The 13,816-nt window shown below is 69.0% G+C and carries 14 protein-coding genes; 8 read left to right on the top strand and 6 right to left on the bottom strand.

Annotated elements, in window-relative coordinates:
* Positions 1-6: 6 nt before the first annotated feature.
* The 3 genes from EV655_RS05820 to paaI all read right to left on the bottom strand — a co-directional run bounded on the left by EV655_RS05820 (position 7) and on the right by paaI (position 3,392).
* On the bottom strand, positions 7-1,515 hold the full coding sequence (locus tag EV655_RS05820) for a hypothetical protein (RefSeq protein ID WP_132542801.1): 1,509 nt from the start codon (positions 1,513-1,515) through the stop codon (positions 7-9).
* Between the two features lie 100 nt (positions 1,516-1,615).
* The gene (gene paaK / locus EV655_RS05815) at positions 1,616-2,926 is read right to left on the bottom strand and encodes a phenylacetate--CoA ligase PaaK (RefSeq protein ID WP_132542799.1); all 1,311 of its coding nucleotides are present in this window, start codon (positions 2,924-2,926) and stop codon (positions 1,616-1,618) included.
* Positions 2,927-2,966: 40 nt separating this feature from the next.
* Positions 2,967-3,392, bottom strand: a complete 426-nt coding sequence (gene paaI / locus EV655_RS05810) for a hydroxyphenylacetyl-CoA thioesterase PaaI (protein ID WP_132542797.1) — start codon at positions 3,390-3,392, stop codon at positions 2,967-2,969.
* Between the two features lie 277 nt (positions 3,393-3,669).
* Between paaI and EV655_RS05805 the strand changes: the two genes are divergently transcribed.
* The 8 genes from EV655_RS05805 (at position 3,670) to EV655_RS05770 (ending at position 11,945) form a co-directional block, all read left to right on the top strand.
* Complete coding sequence (locus tag EV655_RS05805; protein WP_132542795.1) at positions 3,670-4,692, top strand: TRAP transporter substrate-binding protein; 1,023 nt, start codon at positions 3,670-3,672, stop codon at positions 4,690-4,692.
* Positions 4,693-4,761: 69 nt separating this feature from the next.
* Entirely contained in the window at positions 4,762-5,271 is a 510-nt protein-coding gene (locus tag EV655_RS05800; protein WP_132542793.1) for a TRAP transporter small permease, read from the top strand.
* Entirely contained in the window at positions 5,268-6,611 is a 1,344-nt protein-coding gene (locus tag EV655_RS05795; protein ID WP_132542791.1) for a TRAP transporter large permease, read from the top strand. The genes EV655_RS05800 and EV655_RS05795 overlap by 4 nt, the downstream gene beginning before the upstream one ends.
* Positions 6,612-6,707: 96 nt before the next feature.
* Positions 6,708-8,519, top strand: coding sequence for an indolepyruvate ferredoxin oxidoreductase subunit alpha (iorA, locus tag EV655_RS05790; RefSeq protein ID WP_132542789.1), 1,812 nt, complete (start codon positions 6,708-6,710; stop codon positions 8,517-8,519).
* Between the two features lie 9 nt (positions 8,520-8,528).
* The gene (locus tag EV655_RS05785; RefSeq protein WP_132542787.1) at positions 8,529-9,422 is read left to right on the top strand and encodes a 2-oxoacid:acceptor oxidoreductase family protein; all 894 of its coding nucleotides are present in this window, start codon (positions 8,529-8,531) and stop codon (positions 9,420-9,422) included.
* Positions 9,419-10,561: a 2-oxoacid:acceptor oxidoreductase subunit alpha gene (locus EV655_RS05780; RefSeq protein WP_132542785.1), complete on the top strand. Its 1,143-nt coding sequence runs from the start codon at positions 9,419-9,421 to the stop codon at positions 10,559-10,561. The genes EV655_RS05785 and EV655_RS05780 overlap by 4 nt, the downstream gene beginning before the upstream one ends.
* On the top strand, positions 10,558-11,406 hold the full coding sequence (locus tag EV655_RS05775) for a 2-oxoacid:ferredoxin oxidoreductase subunit beta (RefSeq protein ID WP_132542783.1): 849 nt from the start codon (positions 10,558-10,560) through the stop codon (positions 11,404-11,406). Before EV655_RS05780 ends, EV655_RS05775 begins: the two co-directional genes overlap by 4 nt.
* A complete protein-coding gene (locus tag EV655_RS05770; protein ID WP_132542781.1) occupies positions 11,406-11,945 on the top strand; it encodes a 2-oxoacid:acceptor oxidoreductase family protein in 540 nt (179 codons plus the stop codon). Before EV655_RS05775 ends, EV655_RS05770 begins: the two co-directional genes overlap by 1 nt.
* Positions 11,946-12,022: 77 nt before the next feature.
* Here EV655_RS05770 and EV655_RS05765 read toward each other — a convergent pair whose 3' ends face one another.
* From EV655_RS05765 to EV655_RS18595, 3 genes are all read right to left on the bottom strand, one after another.
* A complete protein-coding gene (locus EV655_RS05765; protein ID WP_243645001.1) occupies positions 12,023-12,589 on the bottom strand; it encodes a chemotaxis protein CheD in 567 nt (188 codons plus the stop codon).
* A complete protein-coding gene (locus EV655_RS05760; RefSeq protein WP_132542779.1) occupies positions 12,586-13,578 on the bottom strand; it encodes a CheB methylesterase domain-containing protein in 993 nt (330 codons plus the stop codon). Before EV655_RS05760 ends, EV655_RS05765 begins: the two co-directional genes overlap by 4 nt.
* A gap of 46 nt (positions 13,579-13,624) precedes the next feature.
* Positions 13,625-13,816: hypothetical protein (locus tag EV655_RS18595; RefSeq protein WP_165905284.1), on the bottom strand; the 192-nt coding region annotated here is incomplete at its 5' end.

Genomic DNA, 13,816 nt, shown 5'->3' with positions numbered 1-13,816 from the left:
CGCGGCTCAGCGGTAGAGCGACGCCATCAGCCGTTCGGGCGCCTCGATCGGGCCTTCGCCGGTCAGCATCGCCGCATAGGCCGGGTTTTCCAGCAGTGCGGCCAGCGCCACCGCCCGCCCGTTCGCAAAGGCGGTCTGGCTGACCAGCCGCACGCCGTGGCTGTAATCGGCATAGCGCGCGACATGGACCGTGGACAGCGGCTGGATCGGCTGGCCGTCGGGCTTGTGCCAGCCATAGATCGCCACCCGCCCCGGAGTGCGCCACAGCCGGTTGGTCAGCACCAGGTCCTTCTTCTGCCCCGCGGTCAGCAGGCCGGCACGGCCGCGGGTCTGGCCCTCGACGGTGCGGTTATGCTGCAGGAAATAGCGTGTCGAGGTCATCTCGGCGCCCGGCGTCATCGGCTGCGGGGTCAGCCGCAGCCCCGCCTGGGCATAGATCGCGTCGACCATCGGCGTGGTCGGCAGCAGGAACCCGAACCGGTCGGCGATGCGTGCCGCCGCGGGCAGGCCCATCGGCACCCGCAGGTAGTCGCGATCGCTGCCCAGCGCCAGATAGTCGGGCGTGACGCAGATCGTCACCTCGGCCCGCCGTCCGTTCGGCAACCGGCCGCGGATCGTCACCGGGGTCAGGTCGCGCAGGAAGCCGGGCAGGTTGCCCGCCATCAGTTCGCGCTGGATCAGCGCATCGCGGTCGGCGCCACCCATCCCCTGCATCCGCGCGGCCAGCGCGCTGCCCGTGGCCGCGCCCCGGCGCCGGTCGGGGATGCCCCCGGCAAGCCGCGCAGAGCAGCCGGTGCCGCCAAAGCTCGGCTCACGCGGGTTCATGCGGACCTCGGCCAGCGAGCCCAGGGCCGACGGCGCCCGGGCCACCAGTTCGGCGGGGCGGTTGCGCGGGCGCAGCGTGGCGATCCGCACGTCCTCGGTCGCCATCCCCGGGCCGGGCGCCGCGGCGGGCGGCGGCGCCTGGTGGCGCACCAGCGCCTCGGCCGGGCGGGCGCGGGGACGCAGCGGGGCGGGCTCGGCCATGGCCAGCACGATCCCCTCGGGGCGGCGCGGCGGGACAAGCGACGGCGGGCCGGAATGAACCGCCACGGCAATGCGGGGGGCGGGCGGGTCTTCGGGCGCCATGGTCACGCGCGGCGACGGCGCGGCCGGGGCGGCGGCGCGGCGCGTGGCAGGCGGGGCAAAATCCGGCATGCGAACGCCGGTCACCTCGGCCGCCACGTCCGGCGGGCCGCCATCGACTAGAAGCCCCCCGTCGACCGTCTGGCCATCCTGCCCAAGCGCAACATGAACTTCGGGCGCCGCGGGGCGGGACAAGGGCGACTCGCCGGTCATCACGAAGGCCGCGCCCGCGATCGACAGACCGACCGCCGCGGTCACGGCGACCGCCCCCAGCCAGGGGCGGCGGTCCTCCTCGGGAAAGAGCCGGGCATAGGACCGGGCGATCTCTGCCGCCTGGCGGTCCTGGCCTGCCCGGGCGGGGGCCTTCTGGCGCTTCTGCGTCATGGACATGGGGTGTACCGGCAAGGCTGTCCCCAGGCAAGCTGACCGAGTCGCGTTGACACCGGGTGAACGGCCGCTGCGGCATGAATCCGCCCATGCCCCCGCGCCCTCACCCCGCGGGCCGGTTATCGACGATCCGCTGCGCCTTGCCCTGGGACCGCGCGACCTCGCCCGGGCCCTTGACGTCGATCTCGGTCGAGACGCCGATCACGTCCTTGATCCGCTTGTGCAGCATCCGCGCGGCCGCGGCGCGCGACAGCTCGTCGGTACTGTCGGGGCAACATTCGACATGGATGCGCATCGCGTCCATGTGGCCCGCGCGGTAAAGCTCGATCTGGTAGTGGTTGGTGAGCCCCCCCGTCGCCACCACCAGTTCCTCGATCTGCGACGGGAACAGGTTGACGCCGCGCAGGATGATCATGTCGTCCGACCGGCCGGTGATCTTGGCCATCCGCCGCATCGACCGCGCCGTGCCGGGCATCAGCCGCGTCAGGTCGCGGGTGCGGTAGCGGATCATCGGCAGGCCTTCCTTGGTCAGCGTGGTGAACACCAGCTCGCCCACCTCGCCGTCGGGCAGCACCGCGCCGGTCTCGGGGTCGATGATCTCGGGGTAGAAATGGTCCTCCCACAGGTGCAGGCCATCCTTGCTTTCGACACATTCGCTGGCGACGCCCGGCCCCATGATTTCCGACAGCCCGTAAAGGTCGAGCGCATGCATGTCGAACGCCGCCTCGATCTCAAGGCGCATGGCGTTGGTCCAGGGTTCCGCCCCGAACAGCCCGGTCTGCAAGGGGCTTTGCCGCGGGTCCAGGCCGCGGCGGTGGTATTCTTCCAGGATGTTCAGCATGTAGGACGGCGTGACCATGATCGCGGTGGCGCCGAAATCCTCGATCAGCGTCACCTGCCGTTCGGTCATGCCGCCCGACACGGGTACCACCGTCGCCCCCAGCCGTTCCGCCCCGTAATGCGCGCCCAGCCCCCCGGTGAACAGGCCATAGCCATAGGCCACGTGCACCACGTCCCCGGGCCGCACGCCCCCCGCGCGCAGCGACCGCGCCATCAGGTCGGCCCAGGTCGAGATATCGTTCGCCGTGTAGCCCACCACGGTCGGCTTGCCGGTCGTGCCCGACGAGGCGTGCAGCCGCACGATCCTGTCGCGGGGCACGGCGAACAGGCCGAAGGGATAGTTGTCGCGCAGGTCGTTCTTGACGGTGAAGGGGAATTTCCCGAGATCGGCCAGCGTCCTCAGGTCGTCGGGATGCACGCCCCGCGCGTCGAACCGCGCGCGGTACATCGGCACGTTGTCATAGGCGTGGCGCAGCGACCATTTCAACCGCTCCAGTTGCAGCGCGGCGATCTCGTCGCGGCTGGCCACCTCGATCGGGTCGAGTGCGCCACGATCCATGTTCAGATCCTTCATTCCGTCCTCCTCCTCGGCGGGGTCGTTTTCCCCGGCCGGTTCATTCCTCGATCCACCGGCCGCTGACCGCCCGCGACATGCCCCGCATCTCGGCGATCAGCTTGCCGTTCTGGTCGGTCACCCGGACGTCGTAGATGCCGCTTTTTCCGGTCAGCGAGACCTCGGCCGCGGTGGCGGTCAGGATGTCGCCCACCTGCGCGGGGGCGACGAAGCTGATCAGGTTGTGCTGCGCGACCGTCGAGACGTTTCGGCTGTTGCAGGCATAGGCGAAGGCGGTGTCGGCCAGCGCGAAGGTGATGCCCCCGTGGCAGATGCGGTGCCCGTTGGCGTGGTGGGGCGCGACCTGCATCCGCATCACGGCGCGGCCCTCGTCCACCTCGACCAGGTCGATCCCCAGCCAGCGCACGGCGTCGGCGGCCGCGGTCATCGCGGCGGCGCACCGCTCGGCCCGGTCCCGCGGCGTCATGGCGCGTCCTGCGGCGCTCGGACACATAGGCGCATCGCGGCCGGGCGGTCAGGTTTGGCGCCATGTCCGCCGCGGGCCTTGTATCCGGGCGCAAGAAAATTGCCGGTCATGGGCCAATGCCTTTGCGATCATTTCTTGCGGCATGATGCACAGCCCCAAAGGTGGGTCAATGACGGGCGGGAGGGCCAAGTGACGCAACCGAACGCCGCCATCCGGCGGGCTGCCGGGCGCCCCTGATCCTGACCGGCCATCCGCCATCGCAACCTGGGAGGAGACCATGGCGATACGGACGAAACTGGGCGCGCTTCTGGCGGGCGCGGCGCTGGCGCTGGCCTCGGGCGCAGCGCTTGCGGCAGACTACACGCTGGTGATTTCTAGCTGGGCGCCGCCCACCCACAACATCAACGCCAGGATGTGGCCCAAGTTCACCGAGATGGTGGAAGAGGCCACCGGCGGCAGGGTGACGACCGAACTCAAGCTCGGTCTGGCCGATGCGCCCGCGCAGATGGACCTGATCATGGACGGCGCGGCGGATGTGTCGATCATCTTCCACGGCTACCAGCCGGGCCGGTTCGTCACCACCAAGCTGATCGAGCTGCCGGGCTATGTCGGCACGTCCGAAGCCGCCTCGGTCGCTTATTGGCGGGCCTATGACACCTACCTGAAACAGGCCGACGAACACCGCGGCGTCAAGGTCGTCGCGATGCACGCCCATGGCGGCGCCCAACTGATGTCGGCCGAGCCGGTGACCGAGCTTGCGCAGGCGGCCGGCATGAAGGTGCGTATCCCCGGGGGCGTGGCGGCCGACGTGGGCGCGGCGCTGGGCATGGTGGGCATCCAGGTGCCCGCGCCCAAGGTCTATGAAACGCTGGCGTCCAAGGCTGCCGACGGCGTGGTGATGCCGATCGACTCGCGCGTGGGCTTCAAGCTGACCGAGGTGGCGCAGAACATGTACATGCTGCCCGGCGGGCTTTACCGCGGCTCCTTCGCCTTCATCATGAACGAGGACACCTTCGCCAGCCTGCCCGAGGACATCCGGACGGCGCTGGAGGAAAAGGTGTTCGGCGAGCCGATCAGCCGTGCCATCGGCGCGATCTGGGAGGAAGGCGACGCCGAGGCCATCGCCGCGACGCTGGCCACGCCGGGCAACGCGATCATCGACGCCACGCCCCAGGACGCGGCGACGTTCGAACAGGTGGCCGCGACCGTGCGCGACAAGGTGATCGCCGAGGTGGCCGCCACCGGCGTCGACGCGCAGGCCGCCTATGACATGATCAAGGCCGAGATGGCCGCAAACTGAGCCTTTGACACGGGGCCGGGCCGGCACCTGCCGGCCCGGTGCCGCCGCCCTGGGGAGGGGCGACGGAACATGGAAACGCTGATCCGGGTCGCACGGGGGGCCAGCAGGGTGCCGGTGCTGACCGCCTGCCTGGCGCTGTTCGCGCTGATGGGCATGACCTTTGCCGACGTGATCCTGCGCTCGGCCTTCAACGCGCCGATCCAGGCGGCCACGGAACTGACCCGCATGCTCATGGCGGTTATGGTGTTCTCGTGCCTGCCGGTGATCTCGGCGCGGGGCGGGCATATCGCGGTCGACCTGTTCGACGGGCTGTTCGACCGGCTGCACCTGCACCGCGTCCGCGAGGGGGCGATCAACATCGCCTGCGGGGTGATGCTGGTCTGGCCGGCGGCGCGGGTCTGGATGCTGGCCGGACGCGCGAGGGAGTATGGCGACGTCACCGAATACCTGCGCATCCCGGTGTTCTGGATCACGGGTTTCATCGCCGTCTCGGCGGCGGTGACCGCAGCCGTGCTGGTGGCGCTGGGGCTGATCGCGCTGTTCGCGCCCCACCACCTGGACGAGGACGTGGCGCCATGACCGCGGCACTGGTCGGATTCGCACTGGTTCTTGTGCTGGTGCTGATGCGGATGCCCATCGTCTTTGCAATGGGGCTGGTCGGCACCTTCGGCTATGCCCATGCGCGCGGCGGGTCGATCTTCGACGAACGCGGACTGAACGCGGCGCTGTCGATGGTGGGCCGCCAGATCACCGACACCGCGCAGGATTACGGGCTGTCCGTCATCCCGCTGTTCATCCTGATGGGCCTGTTCGTGAACAAGGGCGGGCTGGCGCGCGAACTTTACGCTGTGTCGCATGTCTTTCTCGGCCATTTCCGCGGCGGGCTGGCGATGGCGACCGTGGCGGCCTGCGGCGGGTTCTCGGCGATCTGCGGCTCGTCGCTGGCCACCGCCGCGACCATGTCCAAGGTCGCCATGCCCGAGATGCGCCGCTATGGCTATGCCGACAGCCTGTCGACCGCCTCGATCGCGGCGGGGGGAACGCTGGGCATCCTGATCCCGCCCTCGGTGATCCTGGTGATCTACGGGCTCCTGACCGAGACCTCGATCGGCAAGCTGTTCATCGCGGGCATCCTTCCCGGCGCGCTCGGCATCCTGTTCTACCTATTCGCCGTGCGCTGGGTGGTGTTCCGCCGCCCCGAGGCAGGGCCCGCCGGCCCCCGCGCACCGTGGGCAGAGCGGCTGCGGGCGCTCAGGTCCATCTGGGCGGTGCTGCTGTTGTTCGTGCTGGTGATCGGGGGGCTCTACGGGCTGTTCGACGTGGCGCCCCTGAACCTGACCTTCTCGCCGACCGAGGCCGCGGGCATGGGGGCGATGGGTGCCTTCCTGATCGCGCTGGCGCGCGGCGGGCTGACGATCCGCTCGACCTTCGAGGTGCTGAAGGAATCGGCCATGACCGCGACCAGCCTGTTCGCGGTGCTGATCGGGGCGCAGATATTCTCGAACTTCGTCAACCTCGCCGGTTTGCCCGAGGCGCTGCTGGGCGTCGTGACCGGCTTTGGCCTCGCGCCCGCCACGGTCATGCTGATGATCCTCGTGATCTACCTGTTGCTCGGCTGCGTGTTCGAAAGCCTGTCTATGCTGCTGTTGACGGTGCCGATCTTCTTTCCGCTGGTGGTGTCGCTCGGCTACGACCCGGTGTGGTTCGGCATCGTCGTCGTGGTGGTGACCGAGATCAGCCTGATCACGCCGCCGGTGGGCCTGAACGTCTTCGTGCTGCGCGGGGTGGTCGGGGACGTGTCGACCGGCACCATCTTTCGCGGCGTGACGCCCTTCTGGGTGGCCGACATCTTCCGTCTGGCGCTGATCGTGGCGGTGCCCTGGCTGGTGCTGGTGCTGCCGAACCAGATGGGGAACTGACAGGATGCGGCAATCCGCGCCGTGTTATAAAATTGCCCGATCACTAGAACCGTCGTAACTTTCTTAGGCAGCACGCGCGACCCAGGACACAAAGCCATGACCGAAGCCTTGCGGCAGACCGCCGCCGACCCCATCCTCGCGGGCGCCGCGCGTCCGTTGACCGGCAACGAGGCCATCGCCCGCGGGGTGTGGGAGGCCGGCGCAAAGGTCGCAGCCGCCTATCCCGGCACACCGTCGACCGAGATCCTGGAAAACATCGCGACCTACCCCGCGTCCGACATCCACGCTCAGTGGTCCACCAACGAAAAGACCGCGATGGATGTCGCCATCGGCGCCAGCTTCGCCGGGGTGCGCGCCTTCACGGCGATGAAGCATGTGGGGCTGAACGTGGCCGCCGACGCGCTGATGTCGTTCTCCTATATCGGGGTCAATGGCGGGCTGGTGATCGCGATCTGCGACGATCCCGGCATCCATTCCTCGCAGAACGAACAGGACAGCCGGATCTATGCCCGCTTTGCCCAGGTGCCGGTGCTGGAACCCAGCGACGGGCAGGAGGCGCTGGAGCTCACCCGCCTTGCCTTCGACATCTCCGAACGGTTCGACACGCCCGTGTTCGTGCGCTCGACCACGCGGCTGTCGCATACCCGCAGCACGGTGGTGATGGGCAGCCGCGAGGAACCCGCGGAGCGGCACTTCAACGAGAACCCGAAAAAGAACGTGATGATCCCGGCCCATGCCCGGATGCAGCACGGGGTGGTGCTGGAACGCGAGCGGCGGCTGAAGGATTGGCTGAACGACACCCCGCTGAACCGGGTCGAGCCGGGCGACACCCGCGTCGGCATCATCACTTCTGGCATCCCCTATACCTATGTGAAGGAGGTCATGCCCGACGCCACGGTGCTGAAACTGGGCGTGACCTGGCCCCTGCCCGACCGTCTGCTGCACGACTTCGCGGCCTCGGTGGACCGCGTGATCGTCGTCGAGGAGCTGGAGCCCCTGATCGAGGATGCGCTCAAGGCCATGGGCATCCCCTGCGAGGGCAAGGCGTTCTTCCCGCGCGCGGGCGAGTTCTCGCCCGAGGTGGTGCATGACGGGCTGGCGCGCGCGGGGTTGATGACGCCGCGCGTGAACGCCGCGCCGTTCGAGTTCGCGCCGATGATCCGCCCGCCGGTGCTGTGCGCGGGCTGCCCGCACGCGGCCTGCTACATGGCGCTCAGGGCGCTGGATGCGCGGGTGGCGGGCGATATCGGCTGCTACACGCTGGCGGTGGTGGAACCGCTGAAGTCCATCGATACCTGCGTCTCGATGGGGTCGTCCATCGCCAACGCGGTGGGCATGGCCAAGGCGGGGACCGAAACGAAACCGATCGTCGCCACGATCGGCGATTCCACCTTCCTTCATTCCGGGATCCCGCCACTGATCGACGCGGTCTATAACGGCGCCGACATCACCGTCTTCCTGCTCGACAACCACATCACCGCGATGACCGGCGGACAGGACCATCCCGGCACCGGCAAGACGCTGCGGGGCGATCCCGCCCCCCGGATCGATTTCATGGAACTGGTGAAATCGCTCGGCGTCAAATGGGTGCAGAAGGTCGACAGCTACGACACCGCCAGCATGCAGCGCACGCTGCGCGAGGCGATGGCGCACAAGGGCGTGTCGGTCGTGATTTCCGACCGGCCCTGCGTGCTGGACCCGGTGCGGATCAAGGGCCCGGCGATGGAGGTGGAGCAGGAAAGCTGCATCGCCTGCCAGGCCTGCATGAATCTGGGCTGCCCGGCGATCACCTGGTCCGAGGGCTGGCACGAGGGGCGCCACAAGGTCCGGATCGACCCCGAGGCCTGCATCGGATGCAGCCTCTGCGCGCAACTGTGCACCACGCACAGCATCCGGCCGATCCAGTAGGGGCACGACATGGGCGACAAATCGAACCGCACGATGAACGTGCTGATCGTCGGCGTCGGCGGTCAGGGCGTCATCATGGTCTCCAAGGTGCTGGCGCAGCTTTGCCAGGCCGACGGACATGACGTGAAACAGTCCGAGGTCCACGGCATGGCCAAGCGCGGCGGCGGCGTGTTCAGCCATGTCCGCTTTGGCCCCAAGGTCTGGTCGCCGACCATCCCCGAGGGCGAGGTGGATATCCTGGTGGCGCTGGAATGGGCCGAGGGCCTGCGCTGGCTCAAGCACCTGAAACCCGATACCGGCACCTTCATCGCGGATTGCCAGAAGATCGTGCCGCCGTTTGCCTGCCGCAACCGCAAGCGGGGGGCGGAGCCCGCCTATGCCCCCCAGACGCCCGAGGAGATCATCGAGCAGGTCCATGCGGGCTATGTGATGGACGCGACCGGCATGGCCGCCAACCTGGGCAACGCGCGGGCCTCGAACACGGTGCTCTTGGGGGCATTGTCGACCGTGCTCGACTTCCCCGAAGAGGCCTGGGTCGAGATCATCGCCGCGACCGTCCCCGCGAAATCGGTCGAGGCCAACCGCGCCGCCTTTGCCGAGGGCCGCGCCTGGGCGATGGGCGGCGAGAAACGCATAGACGTGACCGCCAGCGGCCTGCACAAGGCCCATTCCGAGATGCACCACCCGCAGGTCGACACCATCCTCGAAATCACCGAGGAATGGTGCAAGGGCTGCGACATCTGCGTGAAAATGTGCCCCGAACGCTGTTTGCGGCTGAACGACCTGCTCAAGGCCGAACTGGCGCTGCCCGATCTGTGCACCGGCTGCCAGCTTTGCGCCTGGCTCTGCCCCGACCAGGCCATCCGGGTCACCAACATTCCCGTCACGGAGGCCGCAGAATGACCGCCACGCTCCGCAATCTCGAAGGCAACGAGGCCTGCGCGCTGGGCGCGATCCGCGCCGGCTGCCGCTTTTTCGCGGGCTACCCGATCACGCCGTCCTCGGAAGTGGCCGAGGTGATGGCGCGCGAGTTGCCCAGGGTCGGCGGCACCTTCATCCAGATGGAGGACGAGATCGCGTCCATGGGCGCGGTGATCGGCGCCTCGATGGGCGGCGTCAAGGCGATGACCGCGACCTCGGGCCCCGGTTTCTCGCTGAAACAGGAAAATCTGGGCTATGCCTGCGGCGCCGAGATCCCCTGCGTGATCGTCAACGTGATGCGCGGGGGGCCGTCGACGGGGATGCCCACGCGGCCCGCGCAGGGGGACATCATGCAGGCGCGCTGGGGCACCCATGGCGATCACGCAATCATCGTGCTGGCGCCGGCCTCGGTCGCCGAGGCCTATTCCGAGACCATCCGCGCGGTCGAACTCTCGGAAACCCTGCGGGTGCCGGTCGTGGTGCTACTGGACGAGGTAATCGGCCATCTGACCGAGACCGTCGACCTCGCCGCGGTGCCCGAGGCGCCGGAGGTCTGGCGCAGCTTCGCCACCGGCCCGCGCGAGGGATTCCAGCCCTATGCGGTGACGGACGATCTGATCCCGCCCATGCCGCGGCCCGGCGACGGCTACCGCGCCCATTGCACCGGCCTGACCCATGCGCCGGGCGGCTTCCCGACGCAGGTGCCCGAGGTTGCAACCGCTGCCGTGACACGGACCACCGACAAGCTGGTGCACCACCGCGAGCGGATCGAAAGCTGGCAGGTGCAGGACGCCGAAGATTCCGATCTGCTGATCGTGGCCATCGGCATCTCCGCCCGCGCCGCGCGTCAGGCGGTGCGCGACCTGCGGGCCGAGGGGCTGAAGATCGGGCTGTTCCGCCCTGTCACGCTGTGGCCCTTCCCCGAAGAGGCGCTGCGCGAAACCGTCGCCCGATCGGGCGCAAAGGCGGTGCTGGTGCCCGAGATGAATCAGGGCCAGCTGGTGCTGGAAGTCGAGCGCGTGCTGGCAGGCCGCGCCCCCGCCCTGCGGCTGAACCGGATCGACGGCCAGCCGATCACCCCCGACGACATCGCGGACCGCGCGCGGGAGGCGCTGAAATGAAGGACACCGCCGACGCCACCGCCTTCGACGTGAACGACTGGATCCGGCAGGATCAGATGCCGCATTTCCTGTGCCCCGGCTGCGGGCACGGGATCGCGCTGCGCGCCCTTGTCTGGGCGCTGCACGAACAGGGCATCGACAAGGACAAGCTGGCCGTGGTCTCGGGCATCGGCTGTTCGGGAAGGCTGTCGGCCTATATCGACGCCAACACCTTCCACACCACCCATGGCCGGCCGCTGACCTTTGCCACCGGGCTGAAACTCGCCCGCCCCGATCTGACCGTGGTCGTCATCACCGGCGACGGCGACTGCCTGGCGATCGGCGGCAACCACCTGATCCACGCGGCGCGGCGCAACCTCGACATCACCTGCGTCATGCTGAACAATGAAATCTACGGCATGACCGGCGGGCAGGTGTCGCCCACCACCTCCGGCGGCCGCTACACCTCGACCACGCCGATGGGCAACAGCGAGCCCACCTTCGACGCCTGCGCGCTGGCGACCGCGGCGGGGGCGGGCTTTGTCGGGCGCGAGGTCACGATGCAGGTACTGGCGCTGCGCGACCTGCTGAAACAGGCGCTGGCCCATCCCGGCTTTTCCTTCGTCGAGGTGCTATCGGACTGCACCGAAATCTATGGCCGCAAGAACGATCTCGGCGCCTCGCCCGAGATGATGCTGGCCAAGAAAAGCGAAATGCGTCCCTTCGCCTATCGCAACACGGTCGACGTGCCGTTCCGCCCGAACCACCTGCGCACCGGGGTCATCGCGCGCAACGACCGGCCGGAATACGGCGCCGCCTACCGGACGATGGCGGCGGGACTTCACGGCGAAAAGGGGGACGCGTGATGGCGCATATGGAGATCCGCTTCTCGGGCAGCGGCGGGCAGGGCCTGCTGCTGTCGGCGCGCATCCTCGCCGCGGCGCTGGCCCGGCAGGGTCGCCACGTGGCGCAGTCGAACGCCTATGAACCGGTGTCGCGCGGCGGACTCAGCCGGTCCGATCTGGTCATCAGCGACGGCGAGGCGGCTTTCCCGCTCGCCCGCCGGGTCGACTATCTGCTGATCCTTGACGCGGCGGCGGCCACCGTCTCGACCCATCTGCTGCACCAGGGCGCGGTCGTGCTGGCCGATGCCGAGCGCGTGCCCGACCCGCCCCGGGGCGATTTCCGTACCATTGCCCTGCCGTTCACCGAAACCGCGCGCGGGCTGGGTAACCCCAGGGTGACCAACATCGTCGCGCTCGGCGCGCTTTGCACGCTGGCCGCACCGTGCCCGGCAGAGGCGCTGCTGGACGCCTTGCTGGCGATGACGCCCGCCAGGTTCGAGCGGCTGAACCGCGACGCCTTTGCCGCGGGGCTTGCCATGGCGGTGCAGGAACCGGCATAGACCGCACCGCGCGCGTTCAGGCGCATGCCGGGACGAATTCCGCCCGCAGCCCGGCCGCATCCCGCTGCGGCGCGCGATCAGAACAGGGTGATCTCCGGATCCTGCTTGGACACCGGTCGCGGCACGCGGCGTTCGGGCGGCGCCTCGGTCGGCGGCAGCATCACCAGGCGCGCCGCCCCCGTCGCGGGACGGAAATGCAGTCGGCGTGCCTGTTGCCCCCCAAGGCTTTCGCTGAGGACCTCGAACCCCTCTCGCCGCAGGTAGGACCGCGCGAAGATCACGTTCTTCTCGCCGATATCGGTGAACGCCGCACTGACCCGTGCGCCCCCGAACAGCTTGACCCGCAGCCGGCTGCGCACCGCCCCGCTCTTGAGCAATTCGTTGATCAGGAGTTCCATGGCCATGGCGCCGTATTTCAGCTCGCTCTTGTTCGACCCCTCGTCGCCTGGCAACAGGAAATGGTTCATGCCGCCGACCCGCGCGAGCGGATCGAAAATGCAGGCGGAGACACAGGAACCGAGCACCGTGGACAGCACGATCTCGGGATCACGCGACACCCGGAATTCACCCTGGATCACGGGTTCGATCCGGCGGGTCGGCCAATCGTCCTGGGGCGGGCGCTGGGGCGAAGAAAACATGTTCATGCCGCGCTCCGCCGCACGCAGCTGCCAAGCAGCGCTGCCCCGATCCGGTCGATCGGCATCTGTTCGCGAACGCCCCCAAGCTCGAACGCGGCACGTGGCATGCCATAGACCAGCGCACTGGCCTGATCCTGGCCGATCGTGTGGGCGCCGGCCCGATGAAGCGCCAGCATGCCCTCGGCCCCGTCCCGGCCCATCCCCGTCAGAATCGCGGCACTCACCCGCGCAGCGACGGGGACCGCAGACTGGAACAGCGCATCGACAGACGGACGGTGGCCACTTACCGGCGGCCCCTCTTGGAGGCGGCAATGCGACCCGCCGCCCCGCGCGATCTCGAGATGGTGGTCCTTGCCCGGCGCAAGCAGGATCGTGCCCGCAGCCAGCGCTTGGCGGTCCTGCGCCTCTGCGACCCGGGCTGCGGTCGAGCGGTCCAGCAGCCGCGCCAGACCCGCACTGAATGTGCCGCTGGTATGCTGGACGATCAGCGTGGGCGGACAGTTCGCCGGAAATCCCGACAGCACCCGGATCAGCGCGTCGACCCCGCCGGTCGAGGCACCGATCAGGATCAGCCGCCCGGGCTGGAAATTCATCTGCTCCGGCGGCACGTCGCGTGCGACGCCGGCCGCCGGGCGGTCGAGCAGGACCTCGAACAGGCATTGCCGCAACTCGTCCTGCGAGGCGCCCATATGGGTCACGCGAATCCCCCGCGTACCGGCCCGCGAAACCAGCCTCTCGCCGCTCAGCGGCGTGTCGGCGACCACGACACAGCGGATGTTGAGGGCCCGGAACAGGGTCTGCATCACCTCGAATTCCGGCAGGCGCGCAAGGCTTTCGGCGATAACGACAGCCTGCGGCGGACGGCTTTCCGCGGCATGGTAGGTTTCGCTCAGATCCGCCGCGCACGCGCCCAGCGTCACGCCGCGCATCGCGCCAACGGTCGCGGCGAGGTGACGGCGGCCCTGTTCGTTGGCATCCGCGATCATCACGCGCATCGCCCTGTCCCCTTCCGTTGTACTGACTTTTTCACGTCGTCCATCCTCAGAAGTCCTGCCATTGGGCGTTGTCGTTGACGGCGGTCTTTTTCCGGGCCGGGACGGCGGGTTCGGCCTCGGGCTGCCGGGGGCGCGGGGGCCCGGCCTCCGGTCCGACGAGGCGGAGGGCGGCCATCGGGGCTGTGGTGCGGGCCTGGCGCAGGCGGAACCGGGTGACCAGGCCCTGCAGCGTCTCGGC

It is taken from the genome of Rhodovulum euryhalinum (assembly GCF_004342445.1).
Lineage (GTDB): Bacteria > Pseudomonadota > Alphaproteobacteria > Rhodobacterales > Rhodobacteraceae > Rhodovulum > Rhodovulum euryhalinum.
Note: the sequence above shows the minus strand (reverse complement) of the source record. Positions and strands in the feature narration are given on the sequence as shown.

Bases quoted from the DNA above. Each gene is read 5' to 3' on its own strand.
- EV655_RS05820 (WP_132542801.1), bottom strand. From the start codon at position 1,515: ATGTCCATGACGCAGAAGCGCCAGAAGGCCCCCGCCCGGGCAGGCCAG.
- paaK (WP_132542799.1), bottom strand. From the start codon at position 2,926: ATGAAGGATCTGAACATGGATCGTGGCGCACTCGACCCGATCGAGGTG.
- paaI (WP_132542797.1), bottom strand. From the start codon at position 3,392: ATGACGCCGCGGGACCGGGCCGAGCGGTGCGCCGCCGCGATGACCGCG.
- EV655_RS05805 (WP_132542795.1), top strand. From the start codon at position 3,670: ATGGCGATACGGACGAAACTGGGCGCGCTTCTGGCGGGCGCGGCGCTG.
- EV655_RS05800 (WP_132542793.1), top strand. From the start codon at position 4,762: ATGGAAACGCTGATCCGGGTCGCACGGGGGGCCAGCAGGGTGCCGGTG.
- EV655_RS05795 (WP_132542791.1), top strand. From the start codon at position 5,268: ATGACCGCGGCACTGGTCGGATTCGCACTGGTTCTTGTGCTGGTGCTG.
- iorA (WP_132542789.1), top strand. From the start codon at position 6,708: ATGACCGAAGCCTTGCGGCAGACCGCCGCCGACCCCATCCTCGCGGGC.
- EV655_RS05785 (WP_132542787.1), top strand. From the start codon at position 8,529: ATGGGCGACAAATCGAACCGCACGATGAACGTGCTGATCGTCGGCGTC.
- EV655_RS05780 (WP_132542785.1), top strand. From the start codon at position 9,419: ATGACCGCCACGCTCCGCAATCTCGAAGGCAACGAGGCCTGCGCGCTG.
- EV655_RS05775 (WP_132542783.1), top strand. From the start codon at position 10,558: ATGAAGGACACCGCCGACGCCACCGCCTTCGACGTGAACGACTGGATC.
- EV655_RS05770 (WP_132542781.1), top strand. From the start codon at position 11,406: ATGGCGCATATGGAGATCCGCTTCTCGGGCAGCGGCGGGCAGGGCCTG.
- EV655_RS05765 (WP_243645001.1), bottom strand. From the start codon at position 12,589: ATGAACATGTTTTCTTCGCCCCAGCGCCCGCCCCAGGACGATTGGCCG.
- EV655_RS05760 (WP_132542779.1), bottom strand. From the start codon at position 13,578: ATGCGCGTGATGATCGCGGATGCCAACGAACAGGGCCGCCGTCACCTC.